14 protein-coding genes and 1 tRNA gene are annotated in these 18,176 nt (G+C 31.7%); 6 read left to right on the forward strand and 9 right to left on the reverse strand.

The features are described from left to right. Nucleotides 1-6: 6 nt before the first annotated feature. Both BUC09_RS05640 and BUC09_RS05645 read left to right on the forward strand, forming a co-directional pair. Entirely contained in the window at nt 7-744 is a 738-nt protein-coding gene (locus BUC09_RS05640; protein WP_073309533.1) for a head GIN domain-containing protein, read from the forward strand. Between the two features lie 72 nt (nt 745-816). Then, nucleotides 817-1,650, forward strand: a complete 834-nt coding sequence (locus BUC09_RS05645; protein ID WP_073309535.1) for a GIN domain-containing protein — start codon at nt 817-819, stop codon at nt 1,648-1,650. 400 nt (nt 1,651-2,050) lie between these two features. Here BUC09_RS05645 and trxB read toward each other — a convergent pair whose 3' ends face one another. After that, nucleotides 2,051-3,001, reverse strand: a complete 951-nt coding sequence (gene trxB / locus BUC09_RS05650; protein ID WP_073309536.1) for a thioredoxin-disulfide reductase — start codon at nt 2,999-3,001, stop codon at nt 2,051-2,053. Nucleotides 3,002-3,141: 140 nt separating this feature from the next. Then, nucleotides 3,142-3,216: transfer RNA gene (locus tag BUC09_RS05655), tRNA-Pro, on the reverse strand. A 195-nt stretch (nt 3,217-3,411) separates the two neighbouring features. On the opposite strand from BUC09_RS05655, the gene BUC09_RS05660 reads away from it, so the two are divergent. The 4 genes from BUC09_RS05660 to BUC09_RS05675 all read left to right on the forward strand — a co-directional run bounded on the left by BUC09_RS05660 (nt 3,412) and on the right by BUC09_RS05675 (nt 7,411). Continuing rightward, on the forward strand, nt 3,412-5,523 hold the full coding sequence (locus BUC09_RS05660; protein ID WP_234972532.1) for a prolyl oligopeptidase family serine peptidase: 2,112 nt from the start codon (nt 3,412-3,414) through the stop codon (nt 5,521-5,523). Between the two features lie 135 nt (nt 5,524-5,658). Continuing rightward, nucleotides 5,659-6,186 carry a hypothetical protein gene (locus BUC09_RS05665; protein ID WP_073309540.1) on the forward strand — a complete coding sequence of 176 codons (528 nt, stop codon included), beginning with the start codon at nt 5,659-5,661 and terminating at the stop codon, nt 6,184-6,186. A gap of 155 nt (nt 6,187-6,341) precedes the next feature. Next, nucleotides 6,342-6,908 (forward strand): hypothetical protein, encoded by a 567-nt coding sequence (locus BUC09_RS05670; protein ID WP_073309542.1) that lies wholly within the window; start codon nt 6,342-6,344, stop codon nt 6,906-6,908. A gap of 92 nt (nt 6,909-7,000) precedes the next feature. Continuing rightward, entirely contained in the window at nt 7,001-7,411 is a 411-nt protein-coding gene (locus BUC09_RS05675; RefSeq protein ID WP_073309544.1) for a hypothetical protein, read from the forward strand. A gap of 63 nt (nt 7,412-7,474) precedes the next feature. On the opposite strand, the gene BUC09_RS05680 is transcribed toward BUC09_RS05675, so the two are convergent. Genes BUC09_RS05680 through BUC09_RS05710 form a run of 7 tightly spaced genes read right to left on the reverse strand, consistent with a single transcriptional unit; the run spans nt 7,475 to nt 18,174 of the window. Continuing rightward, nucleotides 7,475-7,966 (reverse strand): hypothetical protein, encoded by a 492-nt coding sequence (locus BUC09_RS05680; RefSeq protein ID WP_073309546.1) that lies wholly within the window; start codon nt 7,964-7,966, stop codon nt 7,475-7,477. A 55-nt stretch (nt 7,967-8,021) separates the two neighbouring features. Next, the gene (locus BUC09_RS05685; protein ID WP_073309548.1) at nt 8,022-8,837 is read right to left on the reverse strand and encodes an SDR family NAD(P)-dependent oxidoreductase; all 816 of its coding nucleotides are present in this window, start codon (nt 8,835-8,837) and stop codon (nt 8,022-8,024) included. Between the two features lie 4 nt (nt 8,838-8,841). Then, complete coding sequence (locus tag BUC09_RS05690) at nt 8,842-10,131, reverse strand: flexirubin biosynthesis putative acyl-CoA ligase FlxY (protein WP_073309550.1); 1,290 nt, start codon at nt 10,129-10,131, stop codon at nt 8,842-8,844. After that, on the reverse strand, nt 10,128-11,795 hold the full coding sequence (locus BUC09_RS05695) for a C45 family autoproteolytic acyltransferase/hydrolase (RefSeq protein WP_073309552.1): 1,668 nt from the start codon (nt 11,793-11,795) through the stop codon (nt 10,128-10,130). Before BUC09_RS05695 ends, BUC09_RS05690 begins: the two co-directional genes overlap by 4 nt. Beyond that, entirely contained in the window at nt 11,792-13,318 is a 1,527-nt protein-coding gene (locus BUC09_RS05700) for a phytoene desaturase family protein (RefSeq protein WP_073309554.1), read from the reverse strand. The genes BUC09_RS05695 and BUC09_RS05700 overlap by 4 nt, the downstream gene beginning before the upstream one ends. A gap of 2 nt (nt 13,319-13,320) precedes the next feature. Further along, a complete protein-coding gene (locus tag BUC09_RS05705; protein ID WP_073309556.1) occupies nt 13,321-16,995 on the reverse strand; it encodes a 1-acyl-sn-glycerol-3-phosphate acyltransferase in 3,675 nt (1,224 codons plus the stop codon). Continuing rightward, a complete protein-coding gene (locus BUC09_RS05710; protein WP_073309558.1) occupies nt 16,996-18,174 on the reverse strand; it encodes a DUF2062 domain-containing protein in 1,179 nt (392 codons plus the stop codon). Nucleotides 18,175-18,176 lie beyond the last annotated feature (2 nt).

Here is an 18,176-nt window from a genome sequence, read left to right on the forward strand (position 1 = left end):
ACTATTATGATAAAACTAATGATTCATCTAACAAAATTAATAATAGTCACATGCGTAGCATTGCTATTTAGTTCTTGCAACATGTCATTTGGTGGCAATGCAATTACAGGAAGTGGAAATGTAGTTTCCAAAGAAAGAAAAGTTGACGATTTTACAAAAATAGAATTAAAAAGAGGTTTAGACTGTGAAGTAAAACAAGCAGATGCTTTTAAAGTTGTAGTAGAAGCAGATGACAATCTTCAAGAAGGAATTATTACAAAAGTAGAAAACGGCACTCTTGTCATAGATTCTGAATACAACAACTACAAAAATGTAAAATCAAAAACAGTTTACATATATATGCCAATAGTTGATGAAATTGAAACTACAAGTGGTTCTAGTTTAAAAACTAGTGGTGTTATCAAAGGAAACAATATTCATCTTAAATCAAGTAGTGGAAGTTCATTAAAAGCCGAAATAGAATCTGAAAACTTATCTTTAGAATCTACTAGCGGAAGTACACTTACAGTTTCTGGAAAAGCAATTGAATTATCCACTTTATCATCGAGCGGAAGTACCATAGATGCAACGAATCTTTTAGCAAACAATGTTCACTCGCAAAGTACAAGTGGCAGCAATACTGAAGTAAGCCCAATACTAAACTTAAAAGCTCAAGCTTCAAGCGGTTCAAGTATAGAATATGCAAAAGTTCCTAAAACGATTAGCAAGCAAGAAAGCTCTGGCGGAAGTGTCTCGACAAAATAAATATCAAAATAAAAAACATCAGCTTTGCTGGTGTTTTTTTATATATTTGTGTAGAATCAAAATGCCTCAAAAATGAAAAAATTTACACTCCTACTACTATTAACCCTATCCTCTACTCTTATTTTTGCCCAAAAAAAAGAAAAAATAAAGGGTTCAAAAATCACTACTACTGAACGAAAAAAAATAGGAAGCTTTGATCAAATTGAAGCAGAAGATAACCTTGAAATATTTTTAGTTAAAGGTGATAAAAGTGGTTTAGAAATCGAAACAGACGATAATTTACATGCTGCAATTGATTATAAACTATATGGCACTGTTTTACGTTTAAACACAAATAAAGATATTTCTTCTTTTAAAAAATTAGAAGTTCGAATAACCTACACAGATAGTTTAAAACTAATTAGTAGTAAACACGAAACAAAAATCAATGCTCCATCAGGACTTGCTTTAAGCAACGTAACTATTAAAACTTATGATTATTCTAAAGCATATCTTAATGTAGATTCTCCTAACTTCTCATTAATTGCTAATGATAAATCTAAAATCGAATTAAACTTGAAAAGTGACGATGCTTCTATAGAAATGAGTAAAAACACTGAACTTAAAGCATTAGTTACACTTAACAAATTAAAAATTGATCTTTATCAAAAAGCAGATGCTACTATTGAAGGCACAACAAATGACATGAAACTTCGATTAGACAACAATGCTAGTTACAACGGACAAAAACTCACTTCAAAAAGCTTAAACCTAACTACAGAGTCATATACAAAATGTGCTGTTAATACCAATGGTAACTTAAGTATTACGGCATCTGGAAAAAGCGAAGTTGATATTTATGGCGATCCAAAAATTGAAATTAAAAAATTTGGTGACGATGCCATTTTAAGAAAAAAGTCAAAGTAAAATGAAACCTCCTAGTTTATTATTTTTAATAGTAAATTATTTCTATGTAGCAGTTTCTATATTATTACTTTTTTTTATTTCAACTTTCAATTTAGGCGCTCCTTGTTCTTTGTATAGTGAATTAATCGAACCTCCCTTCATTTATTTTTGGGGTCTATTATTTTCTAATTTAATTTTAGTAATTGTACTTGTAATAGCTTTGAAAATATTCTACAGACTACTTAAAATTGAAGAAAGTAGAATATCAAAATATTTTAAAATAAACTTAAAAATATTACTACTATTCGATTTTATCTTTATCTCGATAAAACTAATTCAGTTAATACGATTTGCTGAAATCTACTGTTAATAATAAAAAAGCCAGCTTTAAAGCTGGCTTTTTTATTATTATGGAAAGTTATTAATGTTCTTTAGCAGCTAAATAACGTTCAGCATCTAATGCTGCCATACATCCAGTTCCTGCAGCTGTAATCGCTTGACGATATACATGATCTGCTGCATCACCAGCTACAAATACACCAGGCACATTTGTTTTTGAAGTTCCTGGTTCATTTATAATGTATCCAGTTTCATCAAGAGTGATATACTCTTTAAAGATATCTGTATTGGGTTTATGACCAATAGCCACAAAGAAACCAGTAGCTGGAATCTCTTTTTTCTCTCCTGTTGCTCTATCAATAACTCTAACACCAGTAACCACTTGGCCATCTCCTAAAACCTCATCAGTTTCTGTATGCATTAAAATTTCGATGTTTTCAGTTTTACGAACGCGTGCTTCCATAATTTTTGAAGCTCTAAACTGTTCGCTACGTACCAACATTGTTACTTTTTTACACATTTTAGCCAAGTAATGTGCTTCTTCACAAGCACTATCCCCTGCTCCAACAATTACCACTTCTTGATTTCTGTAAAAGAATCCGTCACATACCGCACAAGCAGAAACTCCACCACCCATGTTTAAATAATGTTGTTCTGAAGGCAATCCAAGATATTTAGCCGAAGCACCTGTCGAAATAATTACTGTTTCGCAGTGTAATTCTTTAGTATCGTTAATCCAAACTTTGTGAACATCTCCTGAAAAATCAACTTTAGTAGCCCATCCATCACGAATATCTGTTCCAAATCGTTTTGCTTGCTCTTGCAATTGAACCATCATTTCAGGTCCCGTAACCCCTTCTGGATAACCCGGAAAATTTTCTACTTCATTAGTCGTTGTTAACTGACCACCAGGTTGAGTACCTTGATATAATACTGGATTCATATTAGCTCTAGCCGCATAGATAGCTGCTGTATAACCAGCAGGTCCAGAACCAATAATCAAACACTTAATTTTTTCTATAGAATCTGACATAATATTTTTTTTGAGCACCAAAAATAATCAATTTAAAAACTATAGTAAACAAAGTTCCATTACAGTTTTCAATAGTTTTATAAACAAAAACTGTAAATAAAAAAATCCTCACTGCAAACACAATGAGGATTTAACTTTCGTCGGGGTGGCAGGATTCGAACCTGCGACCTCCTGGTCCCAAACCAGGCGCGATGACCGGGCTACGCTACACCCCGAAAGCGGGTGCAAATATAAAACAAAAAATTACAAAACAAAACATTTATAAAATAAAAAATACTCGAACAGACATAATTCATCAATTAGTTCTTTTAACAAAACTCTAACAACTAATTTCATTAAATTCGTAGTCAATCAAAAAAACGACTATGAAAAATTCACTAACCTTAACTGCAATAATTTGTAGCTTATCCATGAGTTCCCAAACATCCCAACAAAAAAGTTCAATAAAGTACCCCGAAACAAAAAAAATAGATCATATTGATAATTATTTTGATAATAAAGTAAACGATCCATACCGTTGGTTAGAAGATGACCGATCTGCTGAGACAGAAAAATGGGTTAAAGCACAGAACGAAGTTACTTACGGTTATCTCGATAAAATTCCGTACCGAAATGCCATCAAAGAAAGAATGGAAAAATTATGGAACTACGAAAAGATAGGTTCCCCATTTAAAGAAGGTGAATTCACATATTACTATAAAAACAACGGATTACAAAATCAATCGGTTTTATATAGAAAAGATAAAAATGGAAAGGAAGAGGTCTTTCTTGATCCAAATACTTTTTCAAAAGATGGGACAACATCATTGGGAGGAGTCGATTTTTCAAGAGATGGCTCTAAAGTAGCCTATGCGATTTCTGAAGGCGGAAGCGACTGGAGAAAAGTTATCATCATGGATGCTATGAGTAAAAAAATACTTGAAGACACCATTGTTGATGTAAAATTCAGTGGTGTATCTTGGAGAGGAAACGAAGGCTTCTACTACTCTAGCTATGACAAACCAAAAGGAAGTGAATTATCTGCCAAAACAGACCAACATAAATTATATTACCACAAACTGGGCACTTCACAAAAAGATGACAAAGTCATTTTTGGAGCCGACCAAAAAAGAAGGTATGTAGGCGGAAACGTAACAGATGATGATAACTATTTAATCATTACAGCAGCTAATTCTACTTACGGAAACGAGCTTTACATTAAAGATTTAACGCAAGAAAACAACCCAATTATCACAATCGTAGACAACTTTAAAAATTCAAGCTATATTATCGAGAATGAAGGGACAAAATTATTTATTGTAACCGATTTAGATGCTCCAAACAAAAAAGTAGTTACCGTAGATCTTTCAAATCCTAAACAAGAAAATTGGAAAGAATTTATTCCTGAAACAGAAAATGTACTTTCGCCAACTACTGGAGGAGGCTATTTTTTTGCTAATTACATGAAAGACGCGGTTTCGTTAATCAAACAATACGATTATTCAGGGAAATTAGTGCGTGAGATTTCGTTACCAGGAATTGGAACAGCTAGTGGTTTTGGAGGTAAAAAAGAAGAAAAAACATTGTACTACTCTTTCACAAATTATATTACGCCAGGAACAATCTACTCGTTTGAACCTAATGGGGGAAAATCAGACATCTATCAAAAACCTAAAGTAGATTTCAATTCAGAGGATTATGAGTCAAAACAAGTGTTTTACACTTCAAAAGACGGTACAAAAGTTCCAATGATCATCACACATAAAAAAGGTCTGAAATTAGACGGTAAAAATCCAACTATTCTTTATGGATATGGTGGTTTCAATATTAGCTTAACACCAAGTTTTAGCATTGCGAACGCAGTATGGTTAGAAAACGGTGGTGTTTATGCTGTGCCTAATTTAAGAGGTGGTGGCGAATATGGTAAAAAATGGCACGTGGCAGGAACTAAAATGCAAAAGCAAAATGTATTTGACGACTTTATCGCTGCTGCAGAATATTTAACAAAGAGCAAATACACTTCAAAAGATTTCTTAGCAATTAAAGGAGGATCTAACGGAGGTTTATTAGTAGGGGCTACTATGACACAACGTCCAGACTTAATAAAAGTAGCGTTACCAGCAGTAGGTGTAATGGACATGTTACGTTACCACACTTTTACCGCAGGTGCTGGTTGGGCTTATGATTATGGTACCGCTGAAGACTCAAAAGAAATGTTTGAATACTTAAAAGGTTATTCACCTGTACACAACGTTAAAAAAGGAGTACAATATCCCGCAACAATGGTTACAACTGGAGACCATGATGACCGAGTTGTTCCTGCACACAGTTTTAAATTTGCTGCCGAGTTACAGGAAAAACAATCAGGAAGTAATCCTGCTTTGATACGCATCGATATCAATGCGGGGCATGGCGCAGGAAAATCTGTTTCTGCGACGATACAGGAAAATGTAGACATGCAAGCATTTACTTTCTACAACATGGGAATTAAACAGCTTCCTTCTTCTAAAAAAATTGATAAAACAAAAAGGCCTAAATTATAGGCCTTTTTTTATTATTTTAAGTTTTAAGGATTTTACATAAATTAGTAGTAAAAATAGGCACATTAATAATCCTGGCAAAAACTTGAATTGCAAATCCAAACCATAATTGTTAACTACTGGTTTAGCTAAACTAAAATGAATAAATTCCTTATCATATTATTACTTACTTTTCAAAATTCATTTTGCCAAAATTTTTCAACTGAAAATATAAATAATAGTGCTAGCATAGAAATTTCTGGTCACTCAGAAAGTATTATTTCTATAAATTACGAAAGACTTTTCACAAACTACAACAGTAAATTTATATATCTATTAGGGATCGGTGTTGGAAGAAATCCTGGTGCTGATAAAGAAAGTAATATAAGGTTTCCTGCTACGACTAGTTTGCCTGTATTTGGTGGAGTTTTATTTGGCAAAAGAGATCATTTTGCTCAAATAAAATTTGGCTACACCCCTATTTTTAGCAAAAATTTCATAGATACTTCGTTAGAACCAAACGTTGTTTATAAGAAGTTTCAATCTGATTATTCATTAAGCCTTGGTTATCGATTTATGTCAAATAGTGGAATTGTAGCTCAAGGCTTTCCAATATTTATTTGGAAACAAAATCCAAATGAAAAATTTAAGATTAGTTTTGGAGTTAGTTTAGGTTATGCATTTTAAAATATTATAGGAGATAAACATCCTGATAGTGCGGAAATGTTTTCCGTAAAAAAACTCGGACTGCAAATCTGGGCTATCGTGACTCATCAATATCCTTAAAAGAATAAAAAAATAAATACGATAAATTAAAAACAATTATCTTCCATCAAAAAAATATGAAACCAAAAATTATTTGCTTAATCGGATTGTTCTTCTTTGTTGTGAGTTATATTATGTTTTCACAAGGTTCAAAACTTGCATATTTTCAAAAACCTATAGATTTTGCACATTGGTTCAACTTAATTGGCGCAGTATTACTCATTTCATTTAATAAAGTATTTCCAAAAAACAATCTTAATACTGTCGCTTCTTTTTTGACAACTTTAGGTGTTATTGCCCACATAGGTCTTTGTACTATTGACTTTATAATGTGGAGTTTTGGAGATGATGATGTTGCAAAAGCTCAATTAAGTGAACATATAAGCAATACGCCATCTATTTTGTTGCCATTTATTATTGTTGGCCCTTCATTATTATTTATAGGATTAGCATTACATGCATCAAATTTTATCAAAACCAATCCCATAAGTTCACTAATGGTAATGACAGGAGCACCCGCAGTAGGTTTTTCTTTTTTTATATTGAAAAATGGGGTGCTAATGGTATTAAACTGTTTACTTTTTGCTCTAGGGCTGGTTTTACTTCTTTATAGTGATGAAAAACAGAAGGTAATAATCGAATAAACCCATACCATAGTGCGGAAATGTTTTCCGTGTGAAAATTCAGATTACAAATTCTAGCTACCGTAACCATTTCCAGTAATTAAAAAATAATCATGAAAAAATCTACATATTACATTTCCATCCTTGCATGTTTTCTCTTTTCGTTCATTACTCCAAATTTAGAGCAAGATTTTGAACCAAAAACACTTAATGACATTTTTCCTATAGATAATATTGAATCAGTAATGATTGAGAATATCAACGGTAAACATCAATTAACTAAAAAAGAACTTGAAAGCCTCAAAAAGAATTTGAAATTAGCAAAATATGCAGGTGGTCTCATAGAAAAGCCTGGACATATATACTTAAAATTTAAATTAAAACAAACAAAGAATGTAGTTTTAGGCTATGCCTATGCAAGTAGAAATTATATACATTTTGAAAACGAAATTGATAAGAATAATAAACAATTTACTGGTTCTTATAAGATGCCAGAAAAATTTAATTTTGATAGTTATAAATAGAAGAACAACCGATAGCGCGGAAATATTTTCCGTGCGAAAAACTCGGATTGCAAATCTAAGCTATCATGGTTTTTTAGCAACATCAATTGGGTCTGGTGACACAGTATAATAACTCAAAACTTTTCTTGCCTCATTTTCTGTCAAAACAGTCAACTTAGAATTAATAATTGCTTCATCATCAGACATCATTGAACGTGACAAAATGAGTTTAAATACTTCTTTTTTAGTATTCAAATCCAATTTTTCTTGTTTAGAACTTACATACTTTTTATAAGTGTCAGCCATTTGCAACCAAATAGTAATTTCATTATCAGGATTTTGATCTCTTTTGAAATTTGTAATGGTTTCCTCTAAGCTTACTGGAATTACTTCTGCAAATGTTGATTGAATTATTTTAATTTTATCAATCTGCTCCTTTGTCAATGAATCATGAACTACTTCACCAATTTGAATATCATTAGGATCCATCGTTTGGATGTTTTGATTTCCATCCTTATTAGAATTACAAGAATACAATGTAAAAACAACAGTTAGTATAAAAATAATATTTTTCATGGATTTTTTTGATTTAATCTATTAACTCTTATTGCTTTTAAACAATATACAAGTACTATCCTAACACCGATTTTCTAATCACCGAATTAAACAATCGATAGCCCAATTTTGAGCGAAGTATTTTCATTGCATTGGCATCAAAACCTACAGCATAACGTGTAAAGTTCTTTTTAGGGTTATTTGCAATGTTAAAAAGAGTTTTGGTTATCTCTGGAGTAAGATTGGTGTTTTTCTTTGTCTTTTTATGAAGGATATCCGTAACTTTTTTCATTAAATTCTCATACGATTTAATGCCACCAGTTTCTGATTTTACAACTTGGCTCTGAAACGCTGTTGGTGCATTGCCAAACTGCACTGTACTTACGCTGATATTGAAATCCAATAATTCATACGACATACATTCGGAAAAGCTTTCTACTGCTTTTTTTGTGGAATGATAAAAGCTTCCCAACGGTAAATTTACCAATCCCGCAATAGAAGAAATATTGATAAACTGTCCAAATTGCTGCTCTCTAAAAACCGGAATAAAGGCGCGACAAATTTTTACCACTCCCAACCAATTCACATCTACAATGTGCTTTATTTTATCATCTTCAGAAAGTTCAACAAAACTTCTATAACCTATACCTGCATTATTGATAATTACATCGATAGTTTTATGGTTGGCTAAGATTTCAGCTTTGGCCTTCTCAATACTCTCGGTAGATGTCACATCTAAAAGATAACTGCTCACATTAGGCAATGCCACCACATCTTTTCCATGATCTAAACAAGTCATCGTGGCAATTACATGCCATCCGTTTGTTGAGAAATATTTAGCTGTAGCTGCTCCAATTCCACTTGAAGCTCCAGTTATAAGAACAGTTTTCATTAGGTTAATTTCTTTTGTCTATAAAGGTTATAGGTTTTCTACTCATAGGAGTAAAAATAATTTTATTAAGTTGATCTGAAGGCACAAATTCGACTTTAGGAGTTACTCTAAGTTTGGCTCTAAAATGATCCTTGATTTCAGACAATAATTCCTCAGAAGCTTTTGAAGAAGCTATTTTGATTAATATCTCATCGGTTCCTAAATCGTTAGTCGAAATTTCGATTACATGATTTTGTATGGCTTCAAAGTAATTCAACAAATCGTGCATTGCTGGCGGATACAAGGTTGTTCCTTTATATTTAATCATGTGTTGTTTTCTTCCCACAACAGGACCTATTCGATATGTATTTCTACCACACTGACAAGGTTCTGGATGCAGTTTTACAATATCACCAGTTTTAAAACGCAATAAAGGCATACCTTCTACTCCTAGCGTTGTAATGGTAAGCTCTCCGCTTTCGCCTTCCGCAACGGGATTATCGTTATCATCAAGAATTTCGGTAATGATTAATTCAGGATGATGATGACCTCCAGAGAAAGCTTCACATTCGGTAAAAGCCGTACTCATTTCGGTAGATGCATAGGTAGAATACAGTTTAATTTTCCACTTATTGGTTATTTTTTCCGCCAAAATAGAAGGCGAAAAGTCTTGGTTACGCAACGATTCTCCAATACATACAACTCCTTCAATACTCGAATTGTTATAATCTATATTATTATGCTCTGCATACTCAATCATCTTCAATAAAAATGAAGGTACAGCGATTAAATACTTTGGATTGTATTTTAAAATAGAATCCCATTGTAATTCTGGTATTCCGGCTCCAACACGTATAACACCAGCTTTTAGTTTTCGTAAACCCAGAAAATACGCCAAACCAGCCATGAATCTTCTGTCCATGGTAGTCATCAATTGGACTACATCGCCTTCCTTGATTCCTGCACAAGCAAAAGAAATAGCTTCGTTGTAGGCTAATCTTTCGAGATCTTCATCTGTCAATCCAAAAGTTACAGGACTTCCTAAAGTACCAGAAGTAGTAGCATAATCTATAATTTTATGCATTGGCACACAAAAAAAGTCATCGTTATATTGCTGCAAATCGGTTTTACTAGTAACGGGGATTTTTTGCAAATCCTCAATCGAATTTACGTCATTGATATTGATGCCTTCATTTTGGAATAATGCTTTATAATACGGTGAATTTTCACTTAAATAAACCAGTAATTCCCTAAGCTTCTTCTCCTGAAACTCTTTTATCTCTCCTTTTGATGCTTTTTCTATTACCGGAATCATTTCAATTTTTTATTTATCTTTTTAAGATATTTTTCTATGTTTTTTTTATCAGTAAGTGTAGTAATTTCTTTGGTCAAAGCAGTTTCAAATTGTTCTTTTGCCTTTTGAAATTCTTTCTTCTGATAATAATAGTCTCCTGCTTTATAATATACAATCCAATGTTCTGGATTTAACTTTTGATAATCCGAAATAAATTCAGGTGATGCTACTCCCTCTTCATCAATTATTTTATCAAAAGTAATACTTTGTACTCTGTACTTTTCATAATTCTTAAACTCCTCAGAATAAACAAATTTATCTCTTGGAATAGTTAAAGAATCAGTGGCTAAAGCTACAAAATCATTTTCTTTTTTACTGAAAATTTTATTTAGATCATACGCCACAAAATCTCCTAACTGATATGGATTTGACGAAACCCAGACCATTCTACTTTCAGGTTTAAAAATTATGGCATGGTGTGCCAACAATTGGTTCAATGATTTTTCGTTTCCGTAACCAATTTTCTTATTGTGCAATCCTTCTTTATTCCTTAAGATATCTGCCATTTTTTGAGGATTCATCTTATCTTGCTTATCAAGTAACTCCTCAACTCTATCGTAACGATATTTTGAATGACTTTCTATAATGTGTTCATTATTTCGCTCATCGTCTTTGTAAACATCACTTTGAAAATGATTGGTACAAACTAATTGATTGTTTTGATTGGGTACTTCATAAACACCAAATTGTTTTGGTGACATCTCTATCAAAACTGCTTTTTTATCCCTTGCGCTTCCAATCATAATAGATTCTGAAACAAAAACCTGACGCTTTTTTGCAATTGCTATGGCTTCATTAATAGTCGAAGCATATTGTAAAATTTCGCGAGCTACAATAGAAATAGGTGTCTTAGCAACCAAAGGAATTTTGGATTTACCAGCATTGATAGTAATTGTAAGTCCTTCCTTGTTCATTCCTGAAACCACGCCAATCATTCCGCCCCAAGTAACCATCATAAATGGATGCCCAGAATCTGGTTTTATAAAAGCAACTACTTTGTCTTTTGCGAATTCATCTCCTGCATAAAAATCAAAATTTCTGCCTAACAAAAGCTCTCCATCTTCGGTTTTATCACCCCATAATGCCAATGAGGAACAACCCACCAATGCCAAATCTTGCATTGCGTGACCAATGTCATGTGCTCCGTGCAAATAAAGGCTTCTTAAGTACTTAGGAGCAATCGAATTGAAATCATCTGAAGCATATTGAGAAACACCATAAATTTCAGTTTTATACTCTTCTGGAACATTCAAATACAACTTTCTATTATACCATTTTAAAAATTGGCGAAGTAGATTTTGTTTAAAATTTGAAGGTACAATTTCTTTTACTTTAGAAAAGAAAAGACTTTCTTGCTTTTTGACCAATGGTTCAGCTAAAGCTCCCATCAATAATCCACGTTGTAATGGATCACCAGAGACATATAATTCCCAAATGTTTTGTTTGTTTTTTACCAAGTAATTTGTCCCTGATGAGAAAACAGTATCTGAATGTTTTACAACACCAGGAATTGCTTGATTGTATCCTGTAACTTTAGGTTGATGATGAATTGATTTAGAAGTTCCACAAGATGATAATGATAGTAAAACTCCAAGAATAAGTATTAAATGAATTACTTTTCTCATTGCTTATCTTCCAATTCTTGATTTATTTTTTGAATCAGGTATTCTCTACCCACAATTTCAGAACAGGTTACCACAGCTCCAATAGTAACTCCTAAAACACCATGCATATTAATGCTTTGGCCTGTTAAAAATAAGTTTTCTATTTTAGTTTTAGGTGAAATAAATGTTTTCATAGGATTACTTGAATCCTTCACATATCCATATAAATTTCCATGATGACCGCCTATATAATCTCTATAAGATAAAGGTGTAGAAGCATGAATCGATTTAATGCAATCTCTAATTCCAGGGAATTTTTTCTCAATTTCTTTTAAAAATATTACAGTTTTTTGAGCTTTGAACTTTTCATACTCTTCCCCTCTCTCTTCCTTTTCTGCAACGGTATTGTGTGTGTTTTCCCATTGCATCATTTCTTCATAACGCATATAAGTTATACCAGTCATACTTTCTGCCCAAACTTGGTTTTCTTCAGATACATTCATTGAAACCATATAACTCTCTGGCCAAGAATGTTCAGTATAATTAGCAGTATCCCAAATTTTGTTAGAATCTTTAAAATGGTAAAAATTATGGTTTATGTACTTAAAGGATTCTGGCTTAAAAACTATGTAAATACTAAAAGGAGCGGTTAAAACTTCTATTTCTTGAATACGTTTATAGTAAGATTTTCTCAACCTATCTTCTCCTACCATTTTAAGTGTAGTTTTTGGCTCTATGTTAGATATAAAAACATCTCCAAAATAGGTTTTCCCATTTTTAGTTTTTACAGAAACAAGCTTTTCTTCTTCAAATCCAAAACCAACAACTTCACTATGTTTATAAATTTCACCACCATAGTGTCTAAGTTGTTTAATCAATTGTTTTGTGATTTGACTTCCTCCATTAATACATCTCCATGAACTTTGCATGTAAGAGTTTACCGAAAGAGCATGTACATAAAAAGGTGTCTTATCAGCAATTCCGGCATACAAAAAGTTAGAACCTGCAAGAACAGCCTTTAACTTATCATTATCAGTTAACTCATCAAAGTATGACTTTGCATTGATTGATAAGATTTCCTGTTGGTATCCTTCTCCCAGCACCATATTATACAACGGGAAAGAATCGCAGGTGTATTGCAAATAATCACAATATTTCTTTATTGTTTCTTCTTCTTCAGGGAAAAACTCCTTTAACTGTTTAACAAAATTATCATAGCCTTGAGCATGTGGATATTCGTTTGAATCGTCATCAAACGTTATGAAATCATAACCGTCTTCATCCATTTTTTTTAAACGAAGTTGATCCATAATACCTATATAGGAAAAATATCCGTGAAGATTTTGACCTTTTTCGAGTCCTCCTATATAGTGAATTCCAGTATCAAAAATAGTTTTATCACGTACAAAGGTTTGTAAATTTCCTCCGTACTGATTGTTTTTTTCAAGAACACAAACTTTTTTACCTTCTTTCGCTAAAATAATAGCAGACACAAGACCTCCCAGACCACTACCTATAATAACTATGTCGTATTTGTTCTCCAAAATTACTTTACTAAAACTATAATGTTATGGTTTTCAGTTTCAAGTTTGAAACCTAAATTTTCAAAATGATTTTTATATTCAGAATTTGAAACCAAAATGATTTTATTTACTGTTGAAGGTAAAGCTAAATTTTCTAATTCGTTTGTTTCCACATCAGAAATAAGCAAGTCAGAATATTTTCCATCATTTAATTCAAATGAATCCAAATACTTTATTTCTCTCTTTTTAACCAAATAATTAGTCGAAGCTATTTCTCGATTATCTAAATTAGAAATATAGCTTTGAATTTTACGTTTTGGCTCATTAATAGCAAGCATAAAATCAATTTGCCCATAATCATTTCCTAAATGCATTAACCTTGCACTATCCGTTATGACTTTGTTTAAATGATAATACACTGTTTTATTTTTCTCAAAATCAGTTTTTACAGCTTTAACAATCTCGTCTTCTTTATATAAAAAACTTGAGAACAATTTATTTCTAAAGTAGTTTTCGCCTTCAAATTCTTCTCTTATCTTCGAAAATTGCTGACGGTAAAATTTATTTATTTTTTTAGATCTTTCTGTATAATCTGAACCAAAAGAAGCATCAGAAGCTTTTATTCTATCTTCTATAACAACAGTTATACTTTCATTGTGAATCATAAAATCTCCTTTTGGAGCAGTCTCTGAATTTCCGTGAATGTAAATTGGTAAGATATCTAAATTGTATTCTTGCGCTAAGAAAAAGGCTCCTTTATGAAAACGCTTAACTACATTATCATCTGAACGAGTGCCTTCAGGGAAAATCATTAAAGAATAACCTTGTTCTATTTTTTCACGAAGATGATCTACTCCTCCTTCAATTCCTTGTGAAACTGGATAATATCCCATAGCACGAACAGCTTTGCCAAAAATTGGTGAATTGTAAACCCAATCATTTACCAAATACACAATTTTATGAGTCACCATTCCTAAAGCCAAAGTATCTAACACCGAAGTATGATTCGCAATTATAATAGCTGGCTTCTCAAATTTCTCTCCAACTTTATTTATTACTTGTTTTTTAACAAAAGGATTCGAATATAAAACCGAAGTCACAAATTTTGCCATTAACTTTCTAAAGAAAAGCATTTTCTTTTCAGCATTAGCCGGTATAATTTTTAATAAAAAACGGCCAAAAGTTGATAACAAAATACCTCCCAAACTATAATACAATAATGAAACAACCGAATGTAAAAAAGTAAAAATAGTAACCGGTACATTTCCTTTTTTCACTCTATTAAAAAAGCAAAATCTAAATAAAATTGGATAAACTATAAATGTTATGATTAAAGCCGCAAACACTCCAATTAAAGATACAGAAGAGATTGACTTTAATGCAGGATGCTTCGCAAAAACTAATGCACCAATTGCCAAAATAGTTGTAAGTGCCGCTAAAATGATCGAAATACGATAGGTTTTCATTTCATTTTTTCCAGTAGTATATTCTTTTTGTAAAGCACTTGTCATGAAAATACTAAAATCGACTCCATGACCAAAAATTAATGTACAAACGATTAAACTAAAAATATTAAGTTGAATGTCGAAAACACTCATAATTCCTGCTGTCACAACTCCTGTAATAACAATTGGAATAGTACTTACAATAACTAATTCTATACGTCTAAAAAATACAAATAAGATAACAACAACAGCTATAAAAGAAAAATTGATTAAGCTATTAAAATCGTCACGAAGTTTGCCCAAAAAGGTTTCGTTCATTTGTTGACGATCTATGGTTATCACCTCCTTGTGTGAATCCATTTTTTTTACAAAATTGTCTCTTTGCTCATTCGAAACTTTTGCTACTGACGAAATAGTATAAAAACCATTTTTTTCGGTAACAAATTCATTCAAAAACAAAGCTTTCATCGAAGCATATTCAGCAAAACCAATTGGTTCGAATTTTTTGCTTAATAAATCGTAAAATTTTTGATGCGTCTCAGGCTTAAAGCCTAAAGAACTTCCTGAACTTATTAATTTACTCTTTACAAATTCTTTTTTCTGAGTAGTCCAAAAAGAATTCCATTGTTGTATTTTTTTAAGTTGTTCTTCTTTAGAGAAAACTACACCACCAATCGAGCTGAAGTTTAAAATTTGCTTCTTGTCTTTTTGGCTTGAAAGATTTTGAAAAAGTTTACTATTGTTTTGCAAAGCCTCTTCAAATGAATTTCCATATGAAGCCAAATAAATTGATTTTGAAGTTAAATTAGAAGAACCTTCAAGTTTTGATTCGGCTTTCTTTATCTCAGAAGGAATAAAATTTAAATCCGATAAATTGTTATTAAACTTAACATTTCCAAAAGTAAAAAAGCTTACTATCACTACGATTATGCTTGTAATGATTAAAAACTTATTCTTTTCGAATGAAAAACCAGCTACTTTATCTAACACTGTTTTTCGTTCAATTGTTTCATCGGTTTTTGGTTTATACAAATGTGGAATTATCAATAAAGAAAAAATTGCTGATACCATTACACTAATAGCCGCAAATACACCTAGATCTTTTAGAGCTTCTGAGTTTACAAACAACAAACATAAAAATGCCAAAGCTGTTGTTGAACTACTCATAATTAAAGGCATGGTAATATCCTTGTATAATGTTTCTACATCACTATTATGACGATAATGCGTCATAATATGTAACGAATAATCTATAGTTACTCCCAATAAAACCGCACCAACACTCAACGAAATGGCTGAAATTGTCCCTTTTAAAAAAACTAAACTCGTTATAGCAATTGCTACTCCAAATAAGGTAGGAATGAATATAATTATAGGAACATATAGTTTTCTATAAAAAAGAATTAAAATCAACAATAAAGCCCCCAAAGATGCAAAAATGGTTGTGATAATATCCGTTTTTATTTGCTTTGCATTAGCAACAGCAATTAATGAAGAGCCAAAATAATCAACTGAAACTTTTTGCTTAAACTGATTGTTTAACGCTTCTTGAATCGAATACAATTTATTGGCGAAAAATGTATTGTTTTCTGTTTCACTTCCTCCCAATTTAGGATTGATAAAAAGTAAGAGTTTAGACTCATCTTTTGTAATAACATAACCATTCTTAAGCTGAAATTCATCGCCAACACTTAATTGTTGTAATTTTTTAAGTGCTATGAATGAAATTCCTAATGGGTCATTTACTATAAAATCTTTAGCGACAATTCCTGTGGGTGAAATTAAAGTTCTGTAGTTTTTATCAACTTGATTAGCAATACTATCATTGTTTATTTTTTGCTGAATTTGTTGGTAATCTTTATCCGTTAAAAATAAAGGAAGGTTATCATAAACAAACTGAAAAGTTTCTTGAATATTTTCTTCGTCTACTTTTCCTTGAATATCTTTTATGTAGTCATTACAGCTTTGAACAGAGTCTAAAAAAATATCGGCAACTTCAGATAAATCATCAACAGACCCATTTTTATCTTTCTCGATTATAACCGTAATTTTATCAGAAAATTTTAATTGCTGAAGCACTTTTGCAGTAACATCTGCCTTTTCATTTTTAGGAATTATCCTTGTAATGTCTTCTTCAAACTTAATTCTCGAAGCTAAAAAACCAAAAAACAACAAAACAGAAGCCGCAATTGAAACTGCCAACCATTTATTTTGCTCTACAAATTGATGAATTTTAATAAAAAAACGATGCATTTACTCTCTTGATTTTTTGGAAAGCGAAAGTACTAAATAACTTCCAACTCCAAAAATAAATGCCATAACAGTTGCTAAAATAAAACTACCTATTAGGTATTGAAAAATATTTGTTTTAATATGACTAAAAGTGATAGGGTCACCAAAACTAAATTTTGCTTTATCTTCTACAAACAATCCTCCCACTTTTAACGATCCATAAATAACAAAAGGAATCATAGGTGGAATACTTATATTTGAAAAAGTAAAAGCCAGTGCTTTGTTCCAACGAAGAAGAACTGCTATTGAAATTACAATTGCAGTTTGAAAACCCCAAAAAGGAGCAATACCACAAAAAACGCCTAGAGCAATGGAAAGTGCTTTTTTTAAATTAGAATCTGAACTGGACAGCACATCATCTTTTAGAAACTCTTTAAAACTTTTTTTTTTAAAACTTCGAAAAAAATCTCTTGGCTTAATGTAAAGAAACAATAAAAGAACTAAAACAGTATTTAATATACTAATTCGAGTAAAATCACGAAATGGTCTAAAATGCGAAACCCTTTCTGAAGGATCATACAATACCTTGATAGGAACGTTTTTTACATCAACACCATTCCAAGCAGTACGAACAATCACTTCTATTTCGAATTCAAATTTTTTAGTAAAAAACTTTTTCGGAATAGCATTCAAAGGATAAAGTCTGTATCCTGACTGAGTATCATTTAATTTGATACCTGTTTCAAACCAAAACCAGAAATTTGAAAATTTATTTCCGAAACTACTTTTTTTAGGAACACTTTCATGAGCCATATTTCGGCTTCCAATTAGCAAAATATCTTTTCCTTCTTGCTCAAGAGCATCAAGAAAAACAGTGATATCATCTGGAAAATGCTGACCGTCAGAATCGATTGTAATGGCATGATCAAAACCTAGTTCTTTTGCTTTACGAAATCCTTCTTTCAAAGCATTTCCTTTACCTTGGTTTTTAACAACACTTATTAAGGTTATTACTTTGTAAGTTTCAAGAATTTGAGGTGTTGTATCTGTAGAACCATCGTTTACCACAATAACATTACTAGTTAGTTCTAAAACTCCATCTAAAACTCGTTGCAATGTTTTGTGATTATTGTAAGTAGGTATAATAACACAAACATTCAATTTTGTCATTCTTTCTGAAACAGTTACTACAGAATTCATGT

Origin of the sequence: Flavobacterium terrae (assembly GCF_900142035.1) — a bacterium.
Classification (GTDB): domain Bacteria; phylum Bacteroidota; class Bacteroidia; order Flavobacteriales; family Flavobacteriaceae; genus Flavobacterium; species Flavobacterium terrae.

What these genes read in the sequence shown, in the direction of transcription:
- BUC09_RS05690 (WP_073309550.1), bottom strand. Translation starts at nt 10,131, where the DNA reads ATGATTCCGGTAATAGAAAAAGCATCAAAAGGAGAGATAAAAGAGTTT.
- BUC09_RS05665 (WP_073309540.1), top strand. Translation starts at nt 5,659, where the DNA reads ATGAATAAATTCCTTATCATATTATTACTTACTTTTCAAAATTCATTT.
- BUC09_RS05705 (WP_073309556.1), bottom strand. Translation starts at nt 16,995, where the DNA reads ATGCATCGTTTTTTTATTAAAATTCATCAATTTGTAGAGCAAAATAAA.
- trxB (WP_073309536.1), bottom strand. Translation starts at nt 3,001, where the DNA reads ATGTCAGATTCTATAGAAAAAATTAAGTGTTTGATTATTGGTTCTGGA.
- BUC09_RS05680 (WP_073309546.1), bottom strand. Translation starts at nt 7,966, where the DNA reads ATGAAAAATATTATTTTTATACTAACTGTTGTTTTTACATTGTATTCT.
- BUC09_RS05670 (WP_073309542.1), top strand. Translation starts at nt 6,342, where the DNA reads ATGAAACCAAAAATTATTTGCTTAATCGGATTGTTCTTCTTTGTTGTG.
- BUC09_RS05685 (WP_073309548.1), bottom strand. Translation starts at nt 8,837, where the DNA reads ATGAAAACTGTTCTTATAACTGGAGCTTCAAGTGGAATTGGAGCAGCT.
- BUC09_RS05660 (WP_234972532.1), top strand. Translation starts at nt 3,412, where the DNA reads ATGAGTTCCCAAACATCCCAACAAAAAAGTTCAATAAAGTACCCCGAA.
- BUC09_RS05710 (WP_073309558.1), bottom strand. Translation starts at nt 18,174, where the DNA reads ATGAATTCTGTAGTAACTGTTTCAGAAAGAATGACAAAATTGAATGTT.
- BUC09_RS05645 (WP_073309535.1), top strand. Translation starts at nt 817, where the DNA reads ATGAAAAAATTTACACTCCTACTACTATTAACCCTATCCTCTACTCTT.
- BUC09_RS05695 (WP_073309552.1), bottom strand. Translation starts at nt 11,795, where the DNA reads ATGAGAAAAGTAATTCATTTAATACTTATTCTTGGAGTTTTACTATCA.
- BUC09_RS05640 (WP_073309533.1), top strand. Translation starts at nt 7, where the DNA reads ATGATAAAACTAATGATTCATCTAACAAAATTAATAATAGTCACATGC.
- BUC09_RS05675 (WP_073309544.1), top strand. Translation starts at nt 7,001, where the DNA reads ATGAAAAAATCTACATATTACATTTCCATCCTTGCATGTTTTCTCTTT.